The sequence below is a fragment of the Sphingobium sp. GW821-FHT02B05 genome (genome assembly GCF_059421905.1).
The window spans coordinates 1304088-1323962 of record NZ_JBWKVW010000001.1 but is presented as its reverse complement, the minus strand read 5'-3'; the positions used below and the strand labels follow the sequence as shown (position 1 = coordinate 1323962).

18 protein-coding genes are annotated in these 19875 nt (G+C 64.6%); 14 read left to right on the top strand and 4 right to left on the bottom strand.

Translation table 11 applies throughout. The annotated features are described in order from the left end of the window. The first annotated feature begins 47 nt into the window (after positions 1-47). From AC07UX_RS06725 to AC07UX_RS06700, 6 genes are all read left to right on the top strand, one after another. Positions 48-1829 carry an ABC-F family ATP-binding cassette domain-containing protein gene (locus AC07UX_RS06725; protein ID WP_495191168.1) on the top strand — a complete coding sequence of 594 codons (1782 nt, stop codon included), beginning with the start codon at positions 48-50 and terminating at the stop codon, positions 1827-1829. Between the two features lie 108 nt (positions 1830-1937). Then, positions 1938-2648, top strand: a complete 711-nt coding sequence (locus tag AC07UX_RS06720) for a VIT1/CCC1 transporter family protein (RefSeq protein WP_495191812.1) — start codon at positions 1938-1940, stop codon at positions 2646-2648. 43 nt (positions 2649-2691) lie between these two features. Continuing rightward, positions 2692-3237, top strand: a complete 546-nt coding sequence (locus AC07UX_RS06715) for a glutathione peroxidase (protein ID WP_495191167.1) — start codon at positions 2692-2694, stop codon at positions 3235-3237. Beyond that, a complete protein-coding gene (locus AC07UX_RS06710; RefSeq protein WP_495191811.1) occupies positions 3237-4547 on the top strand; it encodes a M20/M25/M40 family metallo-hydrolase in 1311 nt (436 codons plus the stop codon). Before AC07UX_RS06715 ends, AC07UX_RS06710 begins: the two co-directional genes overlap by 1 nt. A 131-nt stretch (positions 4548-4678) precedes the next feature. After that, on the top strand, positions 4679-5323 hold the full coding sequence (locus AC07UX_RS06705) for a trimeric intracellular cation channel family protein (RefSeq protein WP_495191166.1): 645 nt from the start codon (positions 4679-4681) through the stop codon (positions 5321-5323). Between the two features lie 200 nt (positions 5324-5523). Beyond that, a complete protein-coding gene (locus AC07UX_RS06700; RefSeq protein WP_495191165.1) occupies positions 5524-5778 on the top strand; it encodes a helix-turn-helix domain-containing protein in 255 nt (84 codons plus the stop codon). Between the two features lie 66 nt (positions 5779-5844). On the opposite strand, the gene sppA is transcribed toward AC07UX_RS06700, so the two are convergent. Next, positions 5845-7731, bottom strand: a complete 1887-nt coding sequence (gene sppA / locus AC07UX_RS06695; protein ID WP_495191164.1) for a signal peptide peptidase SppA — start codon at positions 7729-7731, stop codon at positions 5845-5847. Between the two features lie 156 nt (positions 7732-7887). Here sppA and gpmA point away from each other — a divergent pair, with 156 nt between their 5' ends. The 8 genes from gpmA (at position 7888) to AC07UX_RS06655 (ending at position 15758) form a co-directional block, all read left to right on the top strand. Next, entirely contained in the window at positions 7888-8574 is a 687-nt protein-coding gene (gene gpmA / locus AC07UX_RS06690) for a 2,3-diphosphoglycerate-dependent phosphoglycerate mutase (RefSeq protein ID WP_495191163.1), read from the top strand. Between the two features lie 208 nt (positions 8575-8782). Continuing rightward, on the top strand, positions 8783-9271 hold the full coding sequence (gene purE, locus AC07UX_RS06685; RefSeq protein ID WP_495191162.1) for a 5-(carboxyamino)imidazole ribonucleotide mutase: 489 nt from the start codon (positions 8783-8785) through the stop codon (positions 9269-9271). A gap of 15 nt (positions 9272-9286) precedes the next feature. Next, positions 9287-10357, top strand: coding sequence for a 5-(carboxyamino)imidazole ribonucleotide synthase (locus tag AC07UX_RS06680; protein ID WP_495191161.1), 1071 nt, complete (start codon positions 9287-9289; stop codon positions 10355-10357). Beyond that, positions 10354-10839, top strand: coding sequence for a dihydrofolate reductase (locus AC07UX_RS06675; protein ID WP_495191160.1), 486 nt, complete (start codon positions 10354-10356; stop codon positions 10837-10839). The genes AC07UX_RS06680 and AC07UX_RS06675 overlap by 4 nt, the downstream gene beginning before the upstream one ends. Before the next feature lie 93 nt (positions 10840-10932). After that, positions 10933-11859: a bifunctional riboflavin kinase/FAD synthetase gene (locus tag AC07UX_RS06670; RefSeq protein ID WP_495191159.1), complete on the top strand. Its 927-nt coding sequence runs from the start codon at positions 10933-10935 to the stop codon at positions 11857-11859. A 121-nt stretch (positions 11860-11980) separates the two neighbouring features. Beyond that, the gene (gene ileS, locus AC07UX_RS06665; protein ID WP_495191158.1) at positions 11981-14842 is read left to right on the top strand and encodes an isoleucine--tRNA ligase; all 2862 of its coding nucleotides are present in this window, start codon (positions 11981-11983) and stop codon (positions 14840-14842) included. Further along, positions 14839-15348 carry a signal peptidase II gene (gene lspA, locus AC07UX_RS06660; protein ID WP_495191157.1) on the top strand — a complete coding sequence of 170 codons (510 nt, stop codon included), beginning with the start codon at positions 14839-14841 and terminating at the stop codon, positions 15346-15348. Before ileS ends, lspA begins: the two co-directional genes overlap by 4 nt. After that, a complete protein-coding gene (locus AC07UX_RS06655) occupies positions 15348-15758 on the top strand; it encodes a DUF3035 domain-containing protein (protein ID WP_495191156.1) in 411 nt (136 codons plus the stop codon). Before lspA ends, AC07UX_RS06655 begins: the two co-directional genes overlap by 1 nt. Here the strand turns inward: AC07UX_RS06655 and AC07UX_RS06650 are convergent, their stop codons facing one another. From AC07UX_RS06650 to AC07UX_RS06640, 3 genes are all read right to left on the bottom strand, one after another. Continuing rightward, complete coding sequence (locus AC07UX_RS06650; RefSeq protein ID WP_495191155.1) at positions 15759-17255, bottom strand: DUF4403 family protein; 1497 nt, start codon at positions 17253-17255, stop codon at positions 15759-15761. It lies immediately after the preceding gene. Between the two features lie 107 nt (positions 17256-17362). Further along, positions 17363-19291: a 1-deoxy-D-xylulose-5-phosphate synthase gene (dxs, locus tag AC07UX_RS06645; RefSeq protein ID WP_495191154.1), complete on the bottom strand. Its 1929-nt coding sequence runs from the start codon at positions 19289-19291 to the stop codon at positions 17363-17365. Between the two features lie 78 nt (positions 19292-19369). Beyond that, the gene (locus tag AC07UX_RS06640) at positions 19370-19837 is read right to left on the bottom strand and encodes a Fur family transcriptional regulator (RefSeq protein ID WP_495191153.1); all 468 of its coding nucleotides are present in this window, start codon (positions 19835-19837) and stop codon (positions 19370-19372) included. Positions 19838-19875: the final 38 nt, after the last annotated feature.

Genomic DNA, 19875 nt, shown 5'->3' with positions numbered 1-19875 from the left:
CGGTTCCGGTCTTGCTCTCACGGATGACAGCGCTTAGCTGCACCTTCATGGCAGCTCCTATTCTCTCGTTCGAAAATCTCGGCCTTTCGCAGGGCTCTCACTGGCTGTTTCGCGGCCTCAACATCGCCGTCGGCGCGCGGGATCGGCTGGCGCTGATCGGCCGCAATGGCGTGGGCAAGACGACCTTGCTCAAATTGCTGGGAGGGCAGATCGAGGCGGATGAGGGCGTGCGGTCGGTTCAGCCGGGTGCGCGGGTCATCACGCTGGAGCAAGACCCCGACGTCACGCCGTTCAAGACGCTGCATGATTTTGCGCTGGCCGGAGAGTTTGCGCCACCCGCGCATGAAGTGGAGGCGATTGCCGACCAGTTGGGCATCGACCTGAGCCGGGAAGCCAGGACCGCGAGCGGGGGCGAGCGACGTCGGGCCGCGATCGCCCGCGCGCTGGCGAGCGAACCGGACCTGTTGCTGCTGGACGAGCCGACCAACCATCTGGACATCGCCGCGATCGACTGGATCGAAAACTGGATGGCACGCTACAGCGGCGCCTTCATCGTCATCAGCCATGACCGCGCCTTCCTGACACGGCTGACGCGCCAGACCCTGTGGCTGGATCGCGGCCAGATGCGGCGTAACGAAATTGGTTTCGGCGGTTTCGAACAGTGGATGGAAGCGGTCTATGCCGAAGAGGCGCGGGCGGCGGAGAAGCTGGACGCGAAGCTGAAGATCGAGGCGCATTGGCTGGAGCGGGGCGTCACGGCGCGGCGCAAGCGCAATCAGGGGCGGCTCGCCAAGCTGTGGGAAATGCGCGAAACGCGCGCGGCGATGCAGGGGCCGCAGGGCACCGCCAAGATTGCGGTGGCGAGCGACGACAGCAAGACCAAGAGCGTCATCAAGGTCGAGCATGTCACCAAGACTTTCGGTGATCGCACGATCATCGACGACCTGTCGATCCGTGTGCAGCGCGGCGACCGGATCGGCATCGTCGGTGGCAATGGTGCGGGCAAGTCCACGCTGCTGAAATTGCTGACCGGCGAACTGGCGCCCGATAGCGGCAGCGTGACGCTGGCCAAGACGCTGGACATGATCTTCATCGACCAGCAGCGCAGCCTGATGCAGGGCGACAAGACGGTGCGCGACGTGCTGGCCGAAGGGGGCGACTGGATCGACGTGCGGGGGTCACGCAAGCATGTGCATGGCTATCTCAAGGACTTTCTGTTCGATCCGAGCCTGGCGGAGGCGAAGGTTGCGACCCTGTCCGGCGGCGAGCGGTCGCGGCTGCTGTTCGCGCGGGAATTTGCGCGCGAATCCAACCTGCTGGTGCTGGACGAGCCGACCAACGACCTGGATCTGGAAACGCTGGACCTGTTGCAGGAAGTGATCGCGGATTATGACGGCACGGTGCTGATCGTCAGCCATGACCGCGACTTTCTGGATCGCACGGTGACGGTGACCCTGGGGCTGGATGGCACCGGGGTCGTCGACGTGATCGTGGGTGGCTATGCCGACTGGATCAACAAGCGCGATCCGCGCAAGGCCGCGAAGATCGAAAAGAAGGAAGCCGCGCCGCCACCGCCGCCCAAGCCGGTGTCGGCCAAGCTGACCTACAAGGACCAGCGCGATCTCGACCTGCTGCCCAAGCGGATCGAGGAGCTGGAAGCGGCGATCGCGCGGGACGAGGAGGCGCTGGCCGATCCGGCGCTCTATACGAAAGATCCCAAGACGTTCGCGGCGCTGACCGGGGCGATCGAAAAGGCGCGGGCCGACAAGGATGCGGCCGAGGAGCGCTGGCTGGAATTGGCCGAGAAGGCCGAGGGGTTGGCGGGGTAGTCACCTAATCCGTTCGGTTCGAACGTGTCGAAACGGGCAGAAAGCGGTCGGTACATAGTTGGACCCCGGCCTTAGCCGGGGAACAAAGAAGTGGGGAAAGGGATCATGATGGACACGCAAATCGGGCCGATCCCCCATCATGCCGTTCACTATGTCAATCGCGTCGGCTGGCTGCGCGCGGCGGTGCTGGGGGCCAATGACGGGATCGTGTCGACCGCCAGCCTGATGACCGGGATCGCGGCGTCGGGGGCGGCTTCGCAGGCCATTTTGTTGACGGGCGTGGCGGCGCTTGTCGCGGGAGCGATGTCGATGGCGGCGGGCGAATATGTGTCGGTGAGTGCGCAGTCCGATACCGAGCGCGCCGACCTTGCCAAAGAAGCAAAGGCGTTGCGGACCCAGCCCCATGCCGAATGGGTGGAGTTGCGCGACATCTATGTCGAGCGCGGGCTGACGCCGGATCTGGCGGGGCAGGTGGCCGAGCAGTTGATGGCGGCCGATGCGCTGGGCGCCCATGCGCGCGACGAACTGGGCATTTCCGATACAGTTGCGGCGCGACCCGTGCAGGCGGCGCTGGCGTCTGCCGCGAGTTTTGCAGCTGGGGCCGCGCCACCGGTGGTGGCGGCCGCGCTGGCGCCGGCGGGTGGCGCGATAGCGGCGATCGTGGGTATGTGCCTGCTTTGCCTGATTTTGCTGGGCTATGCCGGCGCGAAGCTGGGCGGGGCGCATCCGTTGCGGTCGATCGTCCGAACGCTTTTCTGGGGTGGGCTGGCGATGGCGGTGACGGCCGGTGCGGGGCATCTGTTCGGCGCGGCAATTTGATGCCAAGGTCCGGCGCAACCTGATTCCATCAAGGAGACGCCCCATGACCGATATCCAGCAGATTCCGCTCAAGACCATCAAGGGGGCGGACGCCAGCCTGGCCGACTATACGGGCAAGGTGGTGCTGGCGGTCAATGTGGCGTCGAAATGCGGCCTGACCCCGCAATATGAGGGGCTGGAAAAGCTCTATGCCGATTACAAGGACAAGGGGCTGGTGGTCGCAGGCTTCCCGGCCAATGATTTCGGGGCGCAGGAGCCGGGCAGCAATGACGAGATCGCGACCTTTTGCACCACCAATTTCGGCGTCGAATTTCCGATGTTCGAAAAGATCGTCGTTACAGGACCGGACAAGCATCCGCTCTATGCCGCGCTGACCAGCGCGCAGCCCGACGCGCAGGGCGATGGTGCGGCGTTTCGGGAGAAGCTGACCGGCTATGGCATCACGCCCAATCCGGAGCCGGAAGTGCTGTGGAATTTCGAGAAGTTCCTGATCGCCAAGGATGGCAGCGTGGCCGCGCGCTTCGCGCCGACGACGGCGCCGGACGATGCTGCGCTGGTCGCGGCGATCGAGGCGGAACTGGCCAAGTGATGGTGCGGTCTGTGATTGCCGCTGCTCTGTTGCTGAGCGGATCGACGATTGCCCATGCCGCGCTCAGTCCGGCCGAGCAGAAGATCGGCGCGAGCGTGGAGGCGGGCTATGAACCGTCGGTCGGCTTGCTCGAAAAGCTGGTGAACCAGAATAGCGGGTCGATGAACCTGGCGGGCGTGAAGGCGGTGGCCGACATGCTGCGACCGGAGTTCGAGGCGCTGGGCTTTACCGTGACGTGGAAGCCGATGGATGCGGCCAAGCGTGCCGGGCATCTGATCGCGGTCCACAAGGGCAAGGCGGGCAGCACGAAGATGCTGCTGATCGGGCATCTGGATACCGTGTTCGAGCCGGATTCGCCGTTCCAGAAGTTCGTACGCGAAGGCGATTTTGCGAGAGGTCCGGGCGTAGCCGACGACAAGGGCGGCGTGGTGACGATGATCCTCGCCCTCAAGGCCATGCGGGCGGCCGGCACGTTGAAAGCCGCGAATATCGAGGTGGTGCTGACCGGGGATGAGGAGGATTCGGGCGATCCGGTGGAGATCGCACGCGCCGATCTGGTGCAGGCTGGCAAGCGGGCCGATGTGGCGCTCGACTTCGAGGGGCTGAGCCAGGAAAATGGCAAGGATATGGGCTCGATCGCCCGCCGCTCCTCCAACGGCTGGACGCTGACGACGACGGCGAAGTCGGGTCATAGTTCGGGGATATTTTCGGCCGAGGCGGGTGATGGCGCGGTCTATGAACTCGCGCGCATATTGGTCGCCTTCCGCAAGGAATTGCCGGAGCCGAACCTGACGTTCAACGCCGGGCTGATCGGCGGCGGTCAGAGCGCGGAGGTGGACAAGGACGGCGTGCGCATCGCGGTGACGGGCAAGACCAACATCATTCCGCCGATCGCCGTGGCGAAGGGCGATTTCCGCACGTTGAGCGAGGCGCAGACGCGGCGGGTGCGCGAGAAGATGCAGGCTATCGTGGACCGCGAGCATCTGAACGGTACGTCGGCAAAGATCGCCTTCGATCAGGGCTATCCGTCCATGGCCCCGACCGAGGGGAACAGGGCGCTGCTGGGCAAGCTGAACGGCATCAATCGCGATCTTGGCCTGCCGGAGATGGCGGCGCTCGATCCGTTGAAGCGCGGGGCGGGCGATATCAGCTTCGTGGCGGCCGATACGGACGGGCTGGTTGGGCTGGGTCTGGCGTCCAGCGGCGACCATAGCCCGGCGGAAAAGGCGGACCTGTCCACGATGAAGCGCCAGGCCAAGCGTGCTGCGATATTGATGAGCCGGCTGGCGGTGGAGAAGGGGCGGAAATAGGGGGCTTTCGTGTCCCGCGCTCAAGATAATATGTTCCCCGGCGCAGGCCGGGGTCCAGGTCTGTGCGTGGAATCTGGACCCCGGCCTGCGCCGGGGAACATGCATTGCCGCTAAGATAAGTTGTCCTGATCATGCTTCCTCCCACGCCCTTGCTCGTCACCTCCATCGGCCCGGTGCTCGAAACATTGAGCATCGTGGGCACGTTCGTGTTCGCCGCGTCGGGTGCGCTGGCGGCGGCGCGGCTGCGGCAGACGCTGGTGACCTTTGCCTTCTTCGCGCTGGTGACGGGCGTGGGCGGGGGCACGGTGCGCGACTTGCTGATCGGGGCGCCGGTATTCTGGGTGGTGGACGCGGTGCCGGCGATCGCCTGCATGGGCGCGGCTTTGGTCGTGTGGTTCACCCCGCGCCGCTGGTGGAGCGACCGGGCGCTGGACTGGCTCGACGCGATCGGGCTGGCCGCCTTTGCCGTGTTCGGCGCGGCCAAGGCGATGAGTTTCGGCGTGCCGCCCTTCGTCGCTGGGATGATGGGGGTCGTCACCGGCTGCGTCGGCGGCATCATGCGCGACCTCCTTGCGGGCGAGCCGTCCATCCTGTTGCGCCCGGAACTCTATGTGACGGCGGCGGCATTCGCGTCGGGGCTGTTCGTGGCGCTGCGCTGGGTTGGGCTGGACGTGCCGGTTGCAGGCGTGATCGCGGCGCTGCTGGGGTTCGGGCTGCGCGCGATGGCGATCTGGCGCGGGCTGGGGTTGCCGGTCTATCGGGGGGAGGGCGAATAGGGTTGATTTTGGCAGGCTCATACCGCGTAAACGGATAGCGTCAGGCTCCGACGCCACCCTGTTACCGCCTGAGACCCCAGCCTTCGCTGGGGTGACGGATATGGTGCAGGCCAAAATAATCGCCGGACATCCATTCGCGCCCGATCTTGCCTAATGCGCAAGATTGCCTAGAGCGCGGGTAACGAATGAAAGGGACAATCATGGCCGCGCAAATTTCGATGGATGAGCGAAGCGAGCATTTTGCTTTTTGTGTGCAGCTCTTCGGCGGCACTACCGCTTTTTCGCGGCGGCTTGGGATAGACGAGCGGGCCATCCGCCGTTTCATCAATGGGGAGCGCCCCATCAGCGATGGGCTGCTGGAGGATACGGCAAAGGCGTTGCGCCTGCTGGCCGCCGAAGCGACCACGGCTGAGAAACAGATTGCCGCCTTATTGGATGCAGGCCCCCCGTCATAAAGTGACGCCCTGCGCGTCGGTGGCCACGCCCCTCCCATAGACAGTAGGGGCGTATCTGATGTCAGGCTAGCGCCACAGGCCCGCCAGCATCGCCAGCATGCCGCGTTCTTCCGCCGCGTTGCGCGGCCTTGGGGCGCCATAGCCGCGACATTCCAGGCAGTCGGCGCGGACGCCTGCGCCCATCACCAACGCCTTGACGTCGGACACGGCCTGCATCGCCCAACCGCGCTGCATCCAGGCCTGACGGGCGAGCATGTCGCGCGGCGCGGTGGCGCTGTCCTGTTCGCGGTCGGCGAGGGACTGGACGAACTCGGCGATCTTGTCGGGCTGCTTCTCGATATAATAGGGCCTGGCTTTGGCCGGATCGAGCTTCGCGCGGCGGGCGGCTTCGGCGATGGCGTCTTCCAGGCCGCCGAAGCGGTCCACGAGGCCGATCTGGCGCGCGGTGCCGCCGTCCCAGACGCGGCCCTGCGCGATGGCGTCGATCGCTTCGGGCGTTTTCTTCCGCGATCGCGCGACCAAGCCGACGAAGCGGCGATAGATATCCTCGACCCCCAATTGCATGATCTGGTCGAATTCCGGCGTCGTGCCGCCGGTGACGTCGGGCTGGCCTGAGAGCGGCGTGGTGCGCACGCCGTCCGTAGTGATGCCCATCTTCGCCAGCGTCCCTTCAAAGCTGGGAATGATGCCGAAGACGCCGATCGAGCCGGTGATCGTGTCCGGCTCGGCGAAGATGACGTCGCCCGGCGTCGATACCCAATAGCCACCGCTGGCTGCGACATTGGCCATGGAGACGACCACGGGCAGGCCGGCCGACTTGGCTTGCAGGATGGCGCCGCGAATCTTTTCCGACGCCATGACCGAGCCGCCCGGCGAATCGACGCGCACGACGAGGGCCTTGAGGTTCTTTTCATCGAGGGCGGTCAGCAGCAGGTCGGAAATCGTGTCGCCCGCCGCCGTACCGGGGCCGGCTTCTCCGTCCACGATGTCGCCTGCGACCGTCAGCACGCCGATCTGCCCGTCATTGGCGGGCTTGCGCGCCTTCACATAGGAGGCCAGGTCGATGGTGGCAAAATTGCCGGCCTTGTCGTTATCCGACGCTTCGCCGGCGATCTGCGCGACGCGCGCGCCAAAAGCCGACTGGTCGCCCAGCTTGTCGAGCAGGCCGGCGGCGAGCGCGGCCTTGGCAATGTCGCCATTGGTGGCGCGGGCCGCCGCGGCGGGATCACTGGCATAGGGCGCGATCTTTGCCTTGGGCCGGGCCTTCGTCACGTCATCCTGCCAGCTTTGCCACAAGGCGCCGGCCAGCGCCTGATTGGCCTGCTTGGCTTCGGGCGACTGTTCGGTGCGGGTGAAGGGTTCGACGAAGCTTTTATAGGTGCCGACACGATAGACATGGGTGTTGACGCCCAATTTGTCGATCAGCCCCTTATAGTAAAGTTGCGAGCCGCCGCGGCCGAGGATCGCGACACCGCCAAATGGATCGCTCCATATTTCGCTGGCATGGGCGGCGAGTTGATAGCTGTCGTCGCTGTAGAGGGTGGCATAGGCCAGCACCGGCTTCTTGGCGGCGCGTACGGCGTCCAGCGCTTTGCCCACGCGGCCCATCGCCACCTGTCCGCCGCCGACGAAACCGTCGAGATTGAGGACCACGGCCTTCACCTTGGCGTCGCTCCTTGCCGCGTCGAGTGCGGCGACGATGTCGGACAGGCGATATTCCTTCGCTTCCGAGCCGGAGCCGCTGAGCAGCGCCATCGTGCTGGTTTCGGCGGGCTGTTCCACGATGCTGCCATCGAGGTCGAGCAGCAGCGCGCCAGACGACACGGCCTTGCCCGGCTTGGGCGAAAAGGAGAGGGCGGCATAGAGCGCGCCGAAGAAGAGCAGCAGGAAGAGGAGGACGAGGCCGTCCTTGATCGCGACCAATATGCGCCAGGCGCCCTTCACAAATGCCAAGTTGCTGCTTCCTTTTCTTTGGTCCGTCCGTGGCTATCGCATCGGCCGATCGACTGCAATGTGGGCTTGGGCCGCGCGCTCGCAAGGCTTGCGCACAGGATTTTGCCCGTTATGGGAAACGCATCATTCGCCGTTATCGTGCAGGAGACGCGCCCTATGCCCACTCTCGTCCTTATCCGCCATGGCCAATCGACCTGGAACCTGGAAAACCGCTTCACCGGATGGTGGGACGTCGACGTGACCGAAAAGGGCGTGGAGGAAGCCCGTGCCGCCGGGCGCCTGCTCAAGGAAAAGGGGCTGGATTTCGACCAATGCTATACATCGGTCCAGAGCCGCGCGATCAAGACGCTGAACCTGGTGCTGGAGGAAATGGGCCGTCTGTGGCTGCCGGTCGAGAAGGACTGGCGCCTGAATGAGCGGCATTATGGCGGCTTGACGGGCCTCAACAAGGCGGAGACGGCGGCCAAGCATGGCGACGACCAGGTCAAGATCTGGCGCCGCAGCTTCGACATTCCGCCACCGGTGCTGGAAGCGGGCAGCGCGTTCGATCTGGCGGCCGATCGCCGTTATGCCGGCATCCCCATCCCGTCGACCGAAAGCCTGAAGGACACGATCGCGCGCGTGCTTCCCTATTGGGAATCGACCATCGCGCCCGACCTGAAGGCCGGCAAGCGGGTCGTCATTTCCGCCCACGGCAATTCGCTGCGCGCGCTGGTGAAGCATCTGTCGAACATTCCCGACGATGAAATCACCGAACTGGAAATCCCGACCGGCCAGCCGATCGTCTATGAATTGGCGGACGATCTGAGCGCGATCGAACGCTATTATCTGTCGGAGCGATAAAGGCAGTACCGTCGGGTTCGAGCCGCTGCGAGTTTGGTCGGGAAGCGTCCGTCGAGAACTTTGTTTCAGGCATGGTTCCCGACACGTTCGAACCGAACGGTGGATGTGCATTTATACGCAATGCGAGATTGCCCCCTGGCGGTCCGACCGCTAAGGGGCTTGGCTTTCCGGGCGGATGCCAAGGCCGCCCTGTTTGGGGAAGCATGATATGAGCGGGGCAGTGACAGTCGGCATTATCATGGGCTCGCGGTCCGATTGGGACACGATGCGCCATGCTGCCGAGACGCTCGAAGCGCTGGGCGTCGCCCATGAATGCAAGGTCGTGTCGGCCCATCGCACCCCGCAACGCCTCTACGATTATGCCACCGGCGCTGTGGATCGCGGGCTGAAAGTCATCATCGCCGGTGCCGGCGGCGCGGCGCACCTGCCGGGCATGGCGGCGTCCATGACCCGCCTGCCGGTGCTGGGCGTGCCGGTCGAATCCAAGGCTTTGAAGGGCATGGATTCGCTGCTGTCCATCGTCCAGATGCCGGGCGGCATTCCCGTTGCCACGCTGGCGATCGGCAAGCCCGGCGCGATCAATGCCGGCCTGCTGGCGGCTTCCATCCTGGCCACCAACGATCCTGACCTTGCGGAACGGCTGGACGCCTGGCGCACGCGCCAGACCGATGCCGTGGCCGAAACCGTCGAAGACTGATAGAATTAGAGAGACATGACGACCATCGCGCCCGGTTCGACCATCGGTATCCTCGGCGGCGGCCAGCTTGGCCGGATGATCGCCATGGCGGCGGCGCAGCTGGGCTATCGCACCAGCATCTATGCGCCCGAAGAGAGCGGCCCGGCCGCCGACGTGTCGCCGCTGTGGACGCGGGGCGCCTATGAGGATGCCGACGCGCTGGCGGCCTTTGCCGATGGCGTCGATGTCGTCACCTACGAGTTCGAGAATATCGATCCGTCCGCGGTCGAGGTACTGGCCTCGCACGGGCTGGTCCGTCCGGGCGCGCAGGCGTTGCGCGTGGCGCAGGACCGGCTGGCCGAGAAGCATTTCGTGTGCGATCTGGGCGGGCTGACGGCGCCGTTCGCGCCGGTCGAGAGCCTGGACGATCTGGAAAGCGCGATCGAGCAGGTGGGCAGTCGCGCCATCCTGAAGACCAACCGCATGGGCTATGACGGCAAGGGGCAGGCGCGCCTGTCGGAGCCGGGCGATGCCGTGGGTGCGTGGAACGCCATCGGCCGGCAGAGCGCGATCCTGGAAGGGTTCGTGATGTTCGATCAGGAATTTTCCGTGATCCTTGTGCGCGCGCATGATGGCGAAATCCGCTTCTGGGATTCGGCGGCGAACGTCCATGTCGATGGCATATTGGCGACGTCGAGCGTGCCGGCGGGCGCGTTGATCGAGGGTCAGGTGGGGCAGGCGCGCGCCATGGCTGCGAAGATCGCCGATGCGCTGGACTATGTCGGCGTGCTGACATGCGAATTTTTCGCCAGCGCCGACGGCCCGGTGTTCAACGAAATGGCGCCGCGCGTGCATAATAGCGGTCACTGGACGATCGAAGGCGCGGTGACGAGCCAGTTCGAAAATCATGTGCGCGCCATTTGCGGCCTGCCGCTGGGCGACACGGCGCTGGCAGCGCGGGGCGCGGACATGCGCAACCTGATCGGCGACGATGCGCACGAATGGCAGGCGATTTTGAGCGATCCGGCCAATCACCTGCATCTCTATGGCAAGCATGAAGCGCGGCCCGGTCGCAAGATGGGGCATGTGACGCGGCTCATCCTGTGAGCAGCGAGATCGTCCTCGTCCTTGCACGCGCCGATAATGGCGTGATCGGCAAGGATGGCGATTTGCCCTGGCGCTTGCCGGCGGATTTGAAGCATTTCAAGGCGGTAACGCTGGGCCATCCGATGTTGATGGGGCGCAAGACGTTCGACAGCCTGCCAGGCCTGTTGCCCAATCGCCGCCATATCGTCCTCACCCATGACCGGGACTGGCATGCCGAAGGGGCGGAAGTGGCCCATGATGTTGATGCAGCCATCGCATTGGCTGATGCGTCGGTGCTGATGGTGATCGGGGGGGCGGAGATATACCGGCTGTTCCTCAGTCGTGCGGATCGGATCGAGTTGACCGAAGTGCATATGAATGCGCAGGGCGATACCAGCATCGCCTATCCAGATCCGGCGGACTGGCGGGAAAGCGGGCGCGTGGATCATCCAGCGGCGGATGGCCGGCCGGCCTATAGTTTCGTGACGTTCGTGCGGCGATGATTTTCGTCCCTGCTTCGCTCCGCCCGGAATGACGATGGGGCTGGGGCATCGCGTCCATTGCCACGCCCCGTCCGCGCCCCTATAGGCCGCGCCATGGAGCGGCTTTCTAGCAGCGCCCCGATGCCCGCGCATTTGCGTGGGAGCGTCATGGCGCTCGGTAATTTCGATGGCTTTCATGCCGGTCATCAGGCGGTGGTCGGACGCGCCATCGCGCGTGCGCGGGCCGAGGGACGGCCGGCGATCGTCGCGACCTTCGATCCGCATCCGATGCGGCTGTTTAAGCCCGATACGCCCAATTTCCGCCTGACCACGCTGGACCAGCGGGAGGCTCTGTTTGCCCATGCGGGCGCCGACGCGATGCTGGTGTTCGATTTTACCGCCGCCTTGGCCGCGCTCGATCCCGCCGCCTATGTCCGCTTGCTGACCGATCAGCTGGGCGTCAGCGCGGTGGTGACGGGCGAGGATTTCACCTTTGGCCGGGCGCGCAGCGGCACCATCGCCAGCTTTGCGCAGCTGGGCCTGTCGGCCGAAACGATCGCGCCGGTGACGGATGAGGAGGGCGTGATTTCCTCCAGCCGTATCCGCACCGCGTTGCAAGAAGGCGATTGCGCCACCGCGACGCGGCTGCTCACCCGTCCCTTCGCGGTCAGGGGGATCGTCCAGCATGGCGACAAGCTGGGGCGCACGATCGGCTTTCCGACCGCCAATATCGACATGGGCCCCTATTTGCGGCCGGCCTATGGCATTTATGCGGTGCGCGGGCTGTTGCCCGACGGGCGGGTGCTGGACGGCGCGGCCAATCTGGGCATCCGGCCCAGCTTCGATCCGCCCAAGGAATTGCTGGAGCCGCATTTCTTCGATTTCGCCGAAAGCCTCTATGAACTGGCGATCGAGGTGCAGTTGATCCACTATCTGCGTGCCGAAGCGAAATATGACGGGCTGGACCCGTTGATCGCACAGATTGCCGCAGACTGCACGCAAGCGCGGCAAATCCTTGCGGGAACGCCCCGGCTCGCTTAAGGCACGGCGCTAATCTGCCCAACCTCCGTTCGGTTCGAGCAGCTTCGAGCTTGTCGAGAAGCGTCCGTCGAGAACAGTTCTCGACAAGTTCGAACCGAACGGATCTAGCATAAGTGCCCCCATGACCGACGCACCTGACTATAAGAGCACCGTCTTCCTGCCCGTCACCGACTTTCCGATGAAGGCGGGCCTTGCGCAGAAGGAACCGGCGATCGCCGCGCAGTGGGCGGCGATGGACCTCTATGGCAAGCTGCGCGAGAAGCGCGCCGGGCGCGAACGCTTCATCCTGCATGACGGGCCGCCCTACGCCAATGGCGACATCCATATGGGCCATGCGATGAACAAGGTGCTCAAGGACATCATCGTCCGCAGCCAGTCGCTGCTGGGCAAGGATGCACCTTATGTGCCCGGATGGGATTGCCATGGCCTGCCGATCGAATGGAAGATCGAGGAGGAATATCGCAAGAAGAAGCTGAACAAGGATGAGGTGCCCGCCGCCGAATTCCGCGCCCAGTGCCGCGCCTATGCCGACAGATGGGTGGACGTGCAGAAGGAGCAGTTCAAGCGTCTGGGCGTGATGGGCGATTGGGCCGATCCGTACCTGACCATGAAGTTCGATGCCGAAGCGACGATCGTGGGCGAATTGCTGAAGTTCGCGGAAAGCGGGCAGCTTTATCGCGGGGCCAAGCCCGTCATGTGGTCGCCGGTCGAAAAGACCGCGCTGGCCGAAGCCGAGGTCGAATATGAGGATGTGACGTCGACCCAGATCGACGTGGCGTTCGAGATCGTGGAAGCGCCGAACGCGCCGGAACTGGTCGGTGCGCATGCGGTGATCTGGACGACCACGCCCTGGACGATCCCGGTCAATCAGGCGATCGCTTATGGGGAAGATGTTGAGTATGTCCTCCTGAAGGACGGAAGTTCGACTCGCTCTTACCTGATTGCGAAGGATCTTGCGGCGGCGTTTCAGGCGCGGGGCGGTGATCTGGTTGTCGGCACCCTGTCTTACCACGAAAGCGAGTGGCCGGTATTCAAAGGCAGCGACCTTGCCGGCGCCATCGCCCGCCACCCGATGCACGCGCTGGGCGGCTTCTTCGCAAAGCCGCGTCCGCTGCTGCCGGCCGATCATGTCACTACCGATGCGGGCACAGGCCTTGTCCACATGGCGCCCGACCATGGCGAGGAGGATTTCATCGCTTGCAAGAAGCTGGGCATCGACCCGGTCTTCGCGGTCAACGATGCGGGCTTCTATCGCGACGACTGGGACTGGCTGGCCGGGCAGGGCAGTGTCATCAACACCAAGTTCAACGGTCCTGACGGTCCGATCTGCACCGACCTGCGCGCCGTTGGCGCCCTGCTGAGCGCCAGCGACTTCCGCCATAGCTATCCGCACAGCTGGCGGTCGAAGGCGCGGATCATCTATCGCTGCACGCCGCAATGGTTCATCCCGATGGATAAACCCCAGGAAGGCGGGGTGGCTGACGTCGATGGCGGGGTGATGCCGACGCCGGTTATCAGCGGCAACAGCCCGACGCTGCGCGAAATTGCGGTCGATGCGATAGAGCAGACCCGCTGGGTGCCGGAGCGCTCCACCAACCGTATCCGATCGATGGTGGAAGGTCGGCCCGACTGGGTCATCAGCCGGCAGCGCGCCTGGGGCGTGCCGATCGCGCTCTATGTGCATCGCAAGAGCGGCCAGTATCTGGTCGATCCGGCGGTCAATGCCCGCATCATCGAAGCGTTCAAGGGCGCGGGCGCGGACGCATGGTTCGGCGCCGATCATCAGGCGCTGCTCGGCCCCGATTACGACCTCAACGACTATGAAGTCGTGAACGACATTCTGGACGTCTGGTTCGACAGCGGCTCTACGCACAGCTTCGTGGTCGAGGGCCGCTATGGCGAAGGCACGCGCGCGGACCTTTATATCGAGGGGTCGGACCAGCATCGCGGCTGGTTCCAGTCCTCGCTGCTCGAAAGCTGCGGCACGCGCGGGCAGGCGCCCTATAAGGCGGTGCTGACCCATGGTTTCGCGCTGGACGGCACGGGCAAGAAAATGTCCAAGAGCCTTGGCAATGTCGTCGATCCGCTCAAGATCATGAGCGAGAGCGGCGCGGACATTTTGCGCGTCTGGGTCGCGAGCACCGACTATTTCGATGACGTGCGCATCGGCAAGGAGGTGCTGGCCGGTTCGTCCGACGCCTATCGCAAATTGCGCAATACGTTCCGCTACATGCTGGGCGCGCTTTCCGACTATGATGAAGAAACAGAAGCGGTGTCCTACGCCGAAATGCCGGAGCTGGAGCGCTATATGCTCCATCGTCTGGCGCAGCTGGACGTGGAGCTGCGCGCGGTGGTGGACAAGGCGGCGAAGAGCGAGAATTGGCTGGAGTTCAGCCGCTATACCCGCGCGATCTTCGACTTCGCGAACAGCGACCTTAGCGCCTTCTTCTTCGATATCCGCAAGGATTGTCTCTATTGCGATGCGAAGTCGGACCCCAAGCGCCGCGCCTATCGCACTTTGCTCGACACGCTGTTCCATGCGCTGGTGCGCTACGTGGCGCCGATCATCCCCTTCACGGCGGAAGAAGTGTGGCAGAGCCGCTTCCCCAATGCGGACGAGAGCGTCCATTTCCTGGAATGGCCGGAGATCGACCGTCACTGGATCAATGGCGATCTGGACGACAAATGGACCGAATTGCGCAACCAGCGCGAGCAGGTGAACGAGGCGATCGAGCCGCTGCGCCGCGAAAAGATCGTACGGTCCAGCCTGGACGCCGACGTCACCATGGGCGAATTGCTGCCGGTGGGCGACGTCGATTTTGCCGAAGTGGCGATCGTCGCGCGAGTGACGATGGGCGAGGGCGACGGCATCGTCGTGACGCCCAGCCAATGGCATAAATGCGGCCGTTGCTGGCGCAAGCTGCCGGAAGTAACCGAAGACGGCACGCTATGCGACCGTTGTGACGAGGTGCTGAAGGCATGAGTGCCGTCAATCATCGTCCGCTGGGGCTGACCGTCGCGATCGTGACGCTGGCGCTGGACCAACTGGTCAAATATAGCGTGACCTATCCGCTGGCTCTGCAAAGCCGGTTGGAAGGGATCGATATCCTGCCGTTCTTCCGCCTGCGCTGGCTGGAAAATCGCGGCGTTTCCATGGGCTTCTTCCACGCCGACACAGATGTCGCCCGCTGGGTTCTGGTGGGCATGACGATGCTGATCGCCGGGTTCGTGGGCGTGTGGATGTGGCGCGAAAAGGCGCGGCAGGATGTTACGGCGCTGGGCCTGGTGCTGGGCGGGGCGATCGGCAATATCGTCGATCGGATGCGACTGGGCTATGTCGTCGACTATGCCGATCTGCATTTTGGCGAATGGCGGCCTTTTCTGATTTTCAACCTGGCGGACGCCGCCATCACCATCGGCGTGTTGATCCTGCTTGCGCGGGCGTTGCTGCTGCGCGACAAGGGCGCAAAGACGGAGACTTTGAAGTAATGCGTAAATTGATCCTCGCCGCTGGTCTGGTATCCACCCTGTCCGCATGCGGCGGCGGCGGCGGGCTGTTCAATCGCCAGCGCCCCGACGAATTCGCCGTCTCGCGCCAGGCGCCGCTGGTGATCCCGCCCGACTTCGCGCTGGTGCCGCCGGCGCCCGGTACGCCGGCCGCTGCGTCGGTCGATTCGAGCAAGGCTGCGATGGAAGCCATGTTCGGTGGCCCGGCCGCGCGTAGCGCGAGCGAAAGCGCGACGCTGAACGCGGCTGGCCGTGGCACTGCGGCTGCTGGCATCCGCTCGTCGGCGGGCGATCCGGGTACCGAAGTGGTGGACAAGGGCGCCACCACGCGCGACATCATCGCCGCGCCGGAAGGCGACGGCCAGGATGCGCGCGCCGCGACGCCGCAATAATCAAAGCGGTCGATAGCTGATCTGCGCCTTGCCCATCGCACGGACGGGCAGGTGCAGACCCTGACCGTAGGCATGGATCTGGCCGATGTCGAACCGGTCGGCATGGGCGTGGATGACGAAGTCGCCTTCCCGCTTTTGCGCGATCGCGCGACCGATCTTTCCCTTGAGTTCCTCTATATCCTTGGCGAAATTCTGGCCCAGCGCGCTGGCGATGAGGTTGGAGAAGCCGGGGCTTTGCCCGATCGCCAGCAATATCTCGCCGCTCAGCCCGTCGCTATTGCCGGTGATGACCGGATCGACGAAGCCCACCCGGGCGGAGTTGGCGGCATTGACCGGGCGCGCCGCCAGCCAGATGCGGCCATGAAACCCCTTCTGTGAATTGACGGGCCGCGCGGCGATATCGACACCCACCGCGATGCGCCCGCCGGTCGTCCCATAACTGCTGATATTGGAGAAGCGCGCCACCACGGGGCCGATCCCCGGCAAGGTGAAGGGGCGAGACGCGCGTTTAGACAAGGCGCGCTGAATGACGGGTTGCAACTGGCGATAATCGGCCGTCACCGGCAGATAGAAGGACAGGCGGTTACGCACCGGTGCTTGATCGAGCGGGGGCAGGGCCGTGGGATTGGGCGGGGCCGGGCGATCGCCGACGAATGTCTCCGTAATTGCTTCCATGCCCAGGTCCAGCCGGATCGTGCTGCCGCGCATCGTATAGCCATTGTAGAAGATCTTCTGCGGGCTGACGCGCATCCAGACCGGCGGGTTTTCCTTGTTCAGCGCCAGCGTGGCGAAGGCCTGACGCCACAGTCTTTCCGCCTCGCGGCGCAGGTTCATCTTGCTCAGTTCGCGTGGGAGGTCGCGTTCCAGCTTGGCGACGATGGGGCGCAGTTTCTGGTCAGCTTCATCGGTGAAGCGGATGCGCTGGCCCAGGAAGTCGATGCCGGGCGGCGTGGTCCAGTCATAATGGAGCCGCACCCGGCCGCTGGGCGTCCAGTCGCGCGCCAAGTCGACGGTAATGCGCGCCTGTACCATGGCCGATCCGGTGGCGGTTTCCCCCTTCAGCACGCCGCCTACATCCCGCGCGCTGATGCTGGCATGGATGGGGAGGTCGGCGATGATATCCCGCCCTTCGCCACGCAGGGTGACAGGGCCGCGGGTGACGGTACCGACGATGGTGCAGCCGATGGGTGGGGTGACCTTGACCTCGCCGCCGAATATCCTGACCTTTTGCGGGGCGACGCAGCGCGGTTCGCGGCGGTTGATGGTCCACAAAATGCGCGGCACCGCCTGCTCGATCGCGTCGCGCAGGGCATTGGCGTCGGCATCGACGGGCACCGCAATCAGGGACTTTTCCTGGGGCGCCGGTACCGGGTCGGTCGCGCGGGGCGGCGCGACGTCAGCGGGCTTTTGGTGGCAGGCGGCGCACAGGATGAGCACGAGGAGGGCAGGTGCGGATCGAGGGACTATCCGCGATTTCGCCTGATGATGCGCCGACAACCGCTCCCTCCGCTCCTGATGGTTCGTGCCGTTCACCCTTATGACGGCACGGTCGATCCATTACGCTTGCGGAGGGAATTTGGTTCCTGAACGGTGTGACGGCCCCGTCAGGCCCGCGCTTCTGTACCCACGCTGTTGTGACGCAGCGCGGTCAGGACCGTATCGACGATGGCGTCGGCGTCCAGCCGCGCATCGGCATATTGTTTTTCCGGCTTGTCCTGATCCTGGAAGATGTCGGGCAGACGCATGGTGCGCAGCTTCAGGCCATTGTCGATCAGGCCAAGGTCGCTGGCGAGCGTGAGCACATGGGCGCCAAGACCGCCGATCGCGCCTTCCTCGATCGTGACCGCAACTTCATGCGTGGTCAGCAGCTTGCGGATCAGGGCTTCGTCCAACGGCTTGGCGAAGCGCAGGTCGGCGACGGTGGTGGTCAGCCCCCTGGCCTCCAGCGCTTCGGCGGCCTTGAGCGCTTCTTCGAGGCGGGTGCCGAGCGACAGAATGGCGACCTGGCGCCCTTCGCGCAAGGTGCGGCCCTTGCCGATCGGCAGCGCTTCGGGGGCGACCGGCATGTCGACGCCGGTGCCGTTGCCACGCGGATAGCGCAGCGCAATCGGGCCACTGTCATGCACGGCGCAGGTGTGGACCATGTGGACCAGTTCGGCTTCGTCCGCTGCGGCCATCACCACCATATTGGGTAGGGTGGCGAGATAGGTGACGTCAAAACTGCCCGCATGGGTGGAGCCGTCTGCCCCGACAAGGCCGGCGCGATCGATGGCGAAGCGGACGGGCAGATTCTGGATCGCGACGTCATGCACGACCTGGTCGTAAGCGCGTTGCAGGAAGGTCGAATAGATGGCGCAGAAGGGGCGCATGCCTTCCGCCGCGAGGCCGGCCGCGAAGGTGACGGCATGCTGTTCCGCGATGCCGACGTCGAAAGTGCGGTCGGGGAAGGCGAGTTCGAATTTGTCGAGGCCAGTGCCCGACGGCATGGCCGCGGTAATGGCGCAGACTGTCGGGTCGCGCTGCGCTTCGGCGATCAGCGCCTGGGCGAAGACATTGGTGTAGCTGGGCGGTCCGGGCGGAGCCTTCGCCTGCGTGCCGGTGATGACGTCGAATTTCTGGACGCCATGATATTTGTCGGCGGCGGCTTCGGCCGGGGCATAGCCCTTGCCCTTTTGCGTGACGACATGAACGAGGCATGGCCCTTCGGCGGCATCGCGGACATTTTCGAGGACCGGGATCAGCTGGTCGAGATTATGACCATCGACCGGGCCGACATAATAGAAGCCCAGCTCTTCGAACAGGGTGCCGCCCATGGCCATGCCACGGGCAAATTCGTCGGTCTTGCGGGCGGCATTGTGGAGCGGGCGCGGCAGTTTGCGGGCGAGGCGCTTGGCCAGGTCGCGCAGGCCGAGAAATTCGCGGCTGGAGACGAGGCGGGCGAGATAGGCGGACAGGCCACCAACCGGCGGCGCGATCGACATATCATTGTCGTTGAGGATGACGACGAGGCGATTGCCGGCTGCGCGGGCGTTGTTCATCGCTTCATAGGCCATGCCGGCCGACATCGCGCCGTCACCGATGACGGCGATGCCCTTGCCCGGACGATCCTGCATCTTGTTGGCGACGGCAAAGCCGAGCGCCGCGCTGATCGAGGTTGAGCTGTGTGCCGCGCCGAACGGGTCATATTCGCTCTCCGCCCGCTTGGTGAAGCCCGACAGGCCGCCACCCATGCGCAGCGTGCGGATGCGATCGCGACGTCCGGTCAGTATCTTGTGCGGATAGCATTGATGGCCGACGTCCCAGACCAGCTTGTCCTGGGGCGTATCGAACACATAATGGATGGCGGTGGTCAGTTCGACCACGCCCAGTCCCGAACCCAGATGGCCGCCGGTCACGCCGACGGCTGCGATCACTTCCTGGCGCAGTTCGTCCGCCAGCTGGTGCAGCTGTTCGGGTTTCAGCGTGCGCAGGTCCGACGGCCAGACGACCTGGTCGAGGAGCGGGGTTTGCGGGCGATCATTCATGAAGGACATAGACTCCCGCGGCCCTAGCGCCGTTCCGGATCAAAGCAAAGGCCGCTAGGCCGTTCGATGGGCAGGCGCACCGCGCCATCAGGCTGCGCATTTCGCGCAAAGACCCAAAATCTCTATCACCGGCCGTTCCGGGTTGAAACCTTCATGCCTGGCAACGGCGCGGACCTGGTTCGTTACCTTGTCGTCATCGACATGGGTGGCCTGCTTGCAGTTGCGGCAGACAAGGAAGATGCAGTCGTGATGACAGCCAGGATGGGCGTTGGCGATATAGGCGTTCGCGCTTTCGACGCGCATGGCGATGTTGTTGGTCACGAACAGGTCGAGGATGCGATACACGCTGTTGGGCGCGACCCGCTTGCCGCGCGCCTTCGACACGGTGTCGGCGATGTCATAGGCCGATGCCGGGCGCTCCTCCGCAGCGAGCGCGTCGAAGATGGCGGCGCGCATCGGCGTCCATTGCTCATCCTGCGCCTCCAATGTGGTGCGGGCGGCATCGGCGAGGTTGGTACCCGTCGGTTCGTGATGATGATGGTGGTGGTCGGCCATGGCGTCAATCTAGGCTGGAGGGCGCTCAGGAGCAAGGG

Bases quoted from the DNA above. Each gene is read 5' to 3' on its own strand.
- AC07UX_RS06725 (WP_495191168.1), top strand. From the start codon at position 48: ATGGCAGCTCCTATTCTCTCGTTCGAAAATCTCGGCCTTTCGCAGGGC.
- AC07UX_RS06720 (WP_495191812.1), top strand. From the start codon at position 1,938: ATGGACACGCAAATCGGGCCGATCCCCCATCATGCCGTTCACTATGTC.
- AC07UX_RS06715 (WP_495191167.1), top strand. From the start codon at position 2,692: ATGACCGATATCCAGCAGATTCCGCTCAAGACCATCAAGGGGGCGGAC.
- AC07UX_RS06710 (WP_495191811.1), top strand. From the start codon at position 3,237: ATGGTGCGGTCTGTGATTGCCGCTGCTCTGTTGCTGAGCGGATCGACG.
- AC07UX_RS06705 (WP_495191166.1), top strand. From the start codon at position 4,679: ATGCTTCCTCCCACGCCCTTGCTCGTCACCTCCATCGGCCCGGTGCTC.
- AC07UX_RS06700 (WP_495191165.1), top strand. From the start codon at position 5,524: ATGGCCGCGCAAATTTCGATGGATGAGCGAAGCGAGCATTTTGCTTTT.
- gpmA (WP_495191163.1), top strand. From the start codon at position 7,888: ATGCCCACTCTCGTCCTTATCCGCCATGGCCAATCGACCTGGAACCTG.
- purE (WP_495191162.1), top strand. From the start codon at position 8,783: ATGAGCGGGGCAGTGACAGTCGGCATTATCATGGGCTCGCGGTCCGAT.
- AC07UX_RS06680 (WP_495191161.1), top strand. From the start codon at position 9,287: ATGACGACCATCGCGCCCGGTTCGACCATCGGTATCCTCGGCGGCGGC.
- AC07UX_RS06670 (WP_495191159.1), top strand. From the start codon at position 10,933: ATGGAGCGGCTTTCTAGCAGCGCCCCGATGCCCGCGCATTTGCGTGGG.
- ileS (WP_495191158.1), top strand. From the start codon at position 11,981: ATGACCGACGCACCTGACTATAAGAGCACCGTCTTCCTGCCCGTCACC.
- lspA (WP_495191157.1), top strand. From the start codon at position 14,839: ATGAGTGCCGTCAATCATCGTCCGCTGGGGCTGACCGTCGCGATCGTG.
- AC07UX_RS06655 (WP_495191156.1), top strand. From the start codon at position 15,348: ATGCGTAAATTGATCCTCGCCGCTGGTCTGGTATCCACCCTGTCCGCA.
- dxs (WP_495191154.1), bottom strand. From the start codon at position 19,291: ATGTCCTTCATGAATGATCGCCCGCAAACCCCGCTCCTCGACCAGGTC.
- AC07UX_RS06640 (WP_495191153.1), bottom strand. From the start codon at position 19,837: ATGGCCGACCACCACCATCATCATCACGAACCGACGGGTACCAACCTC.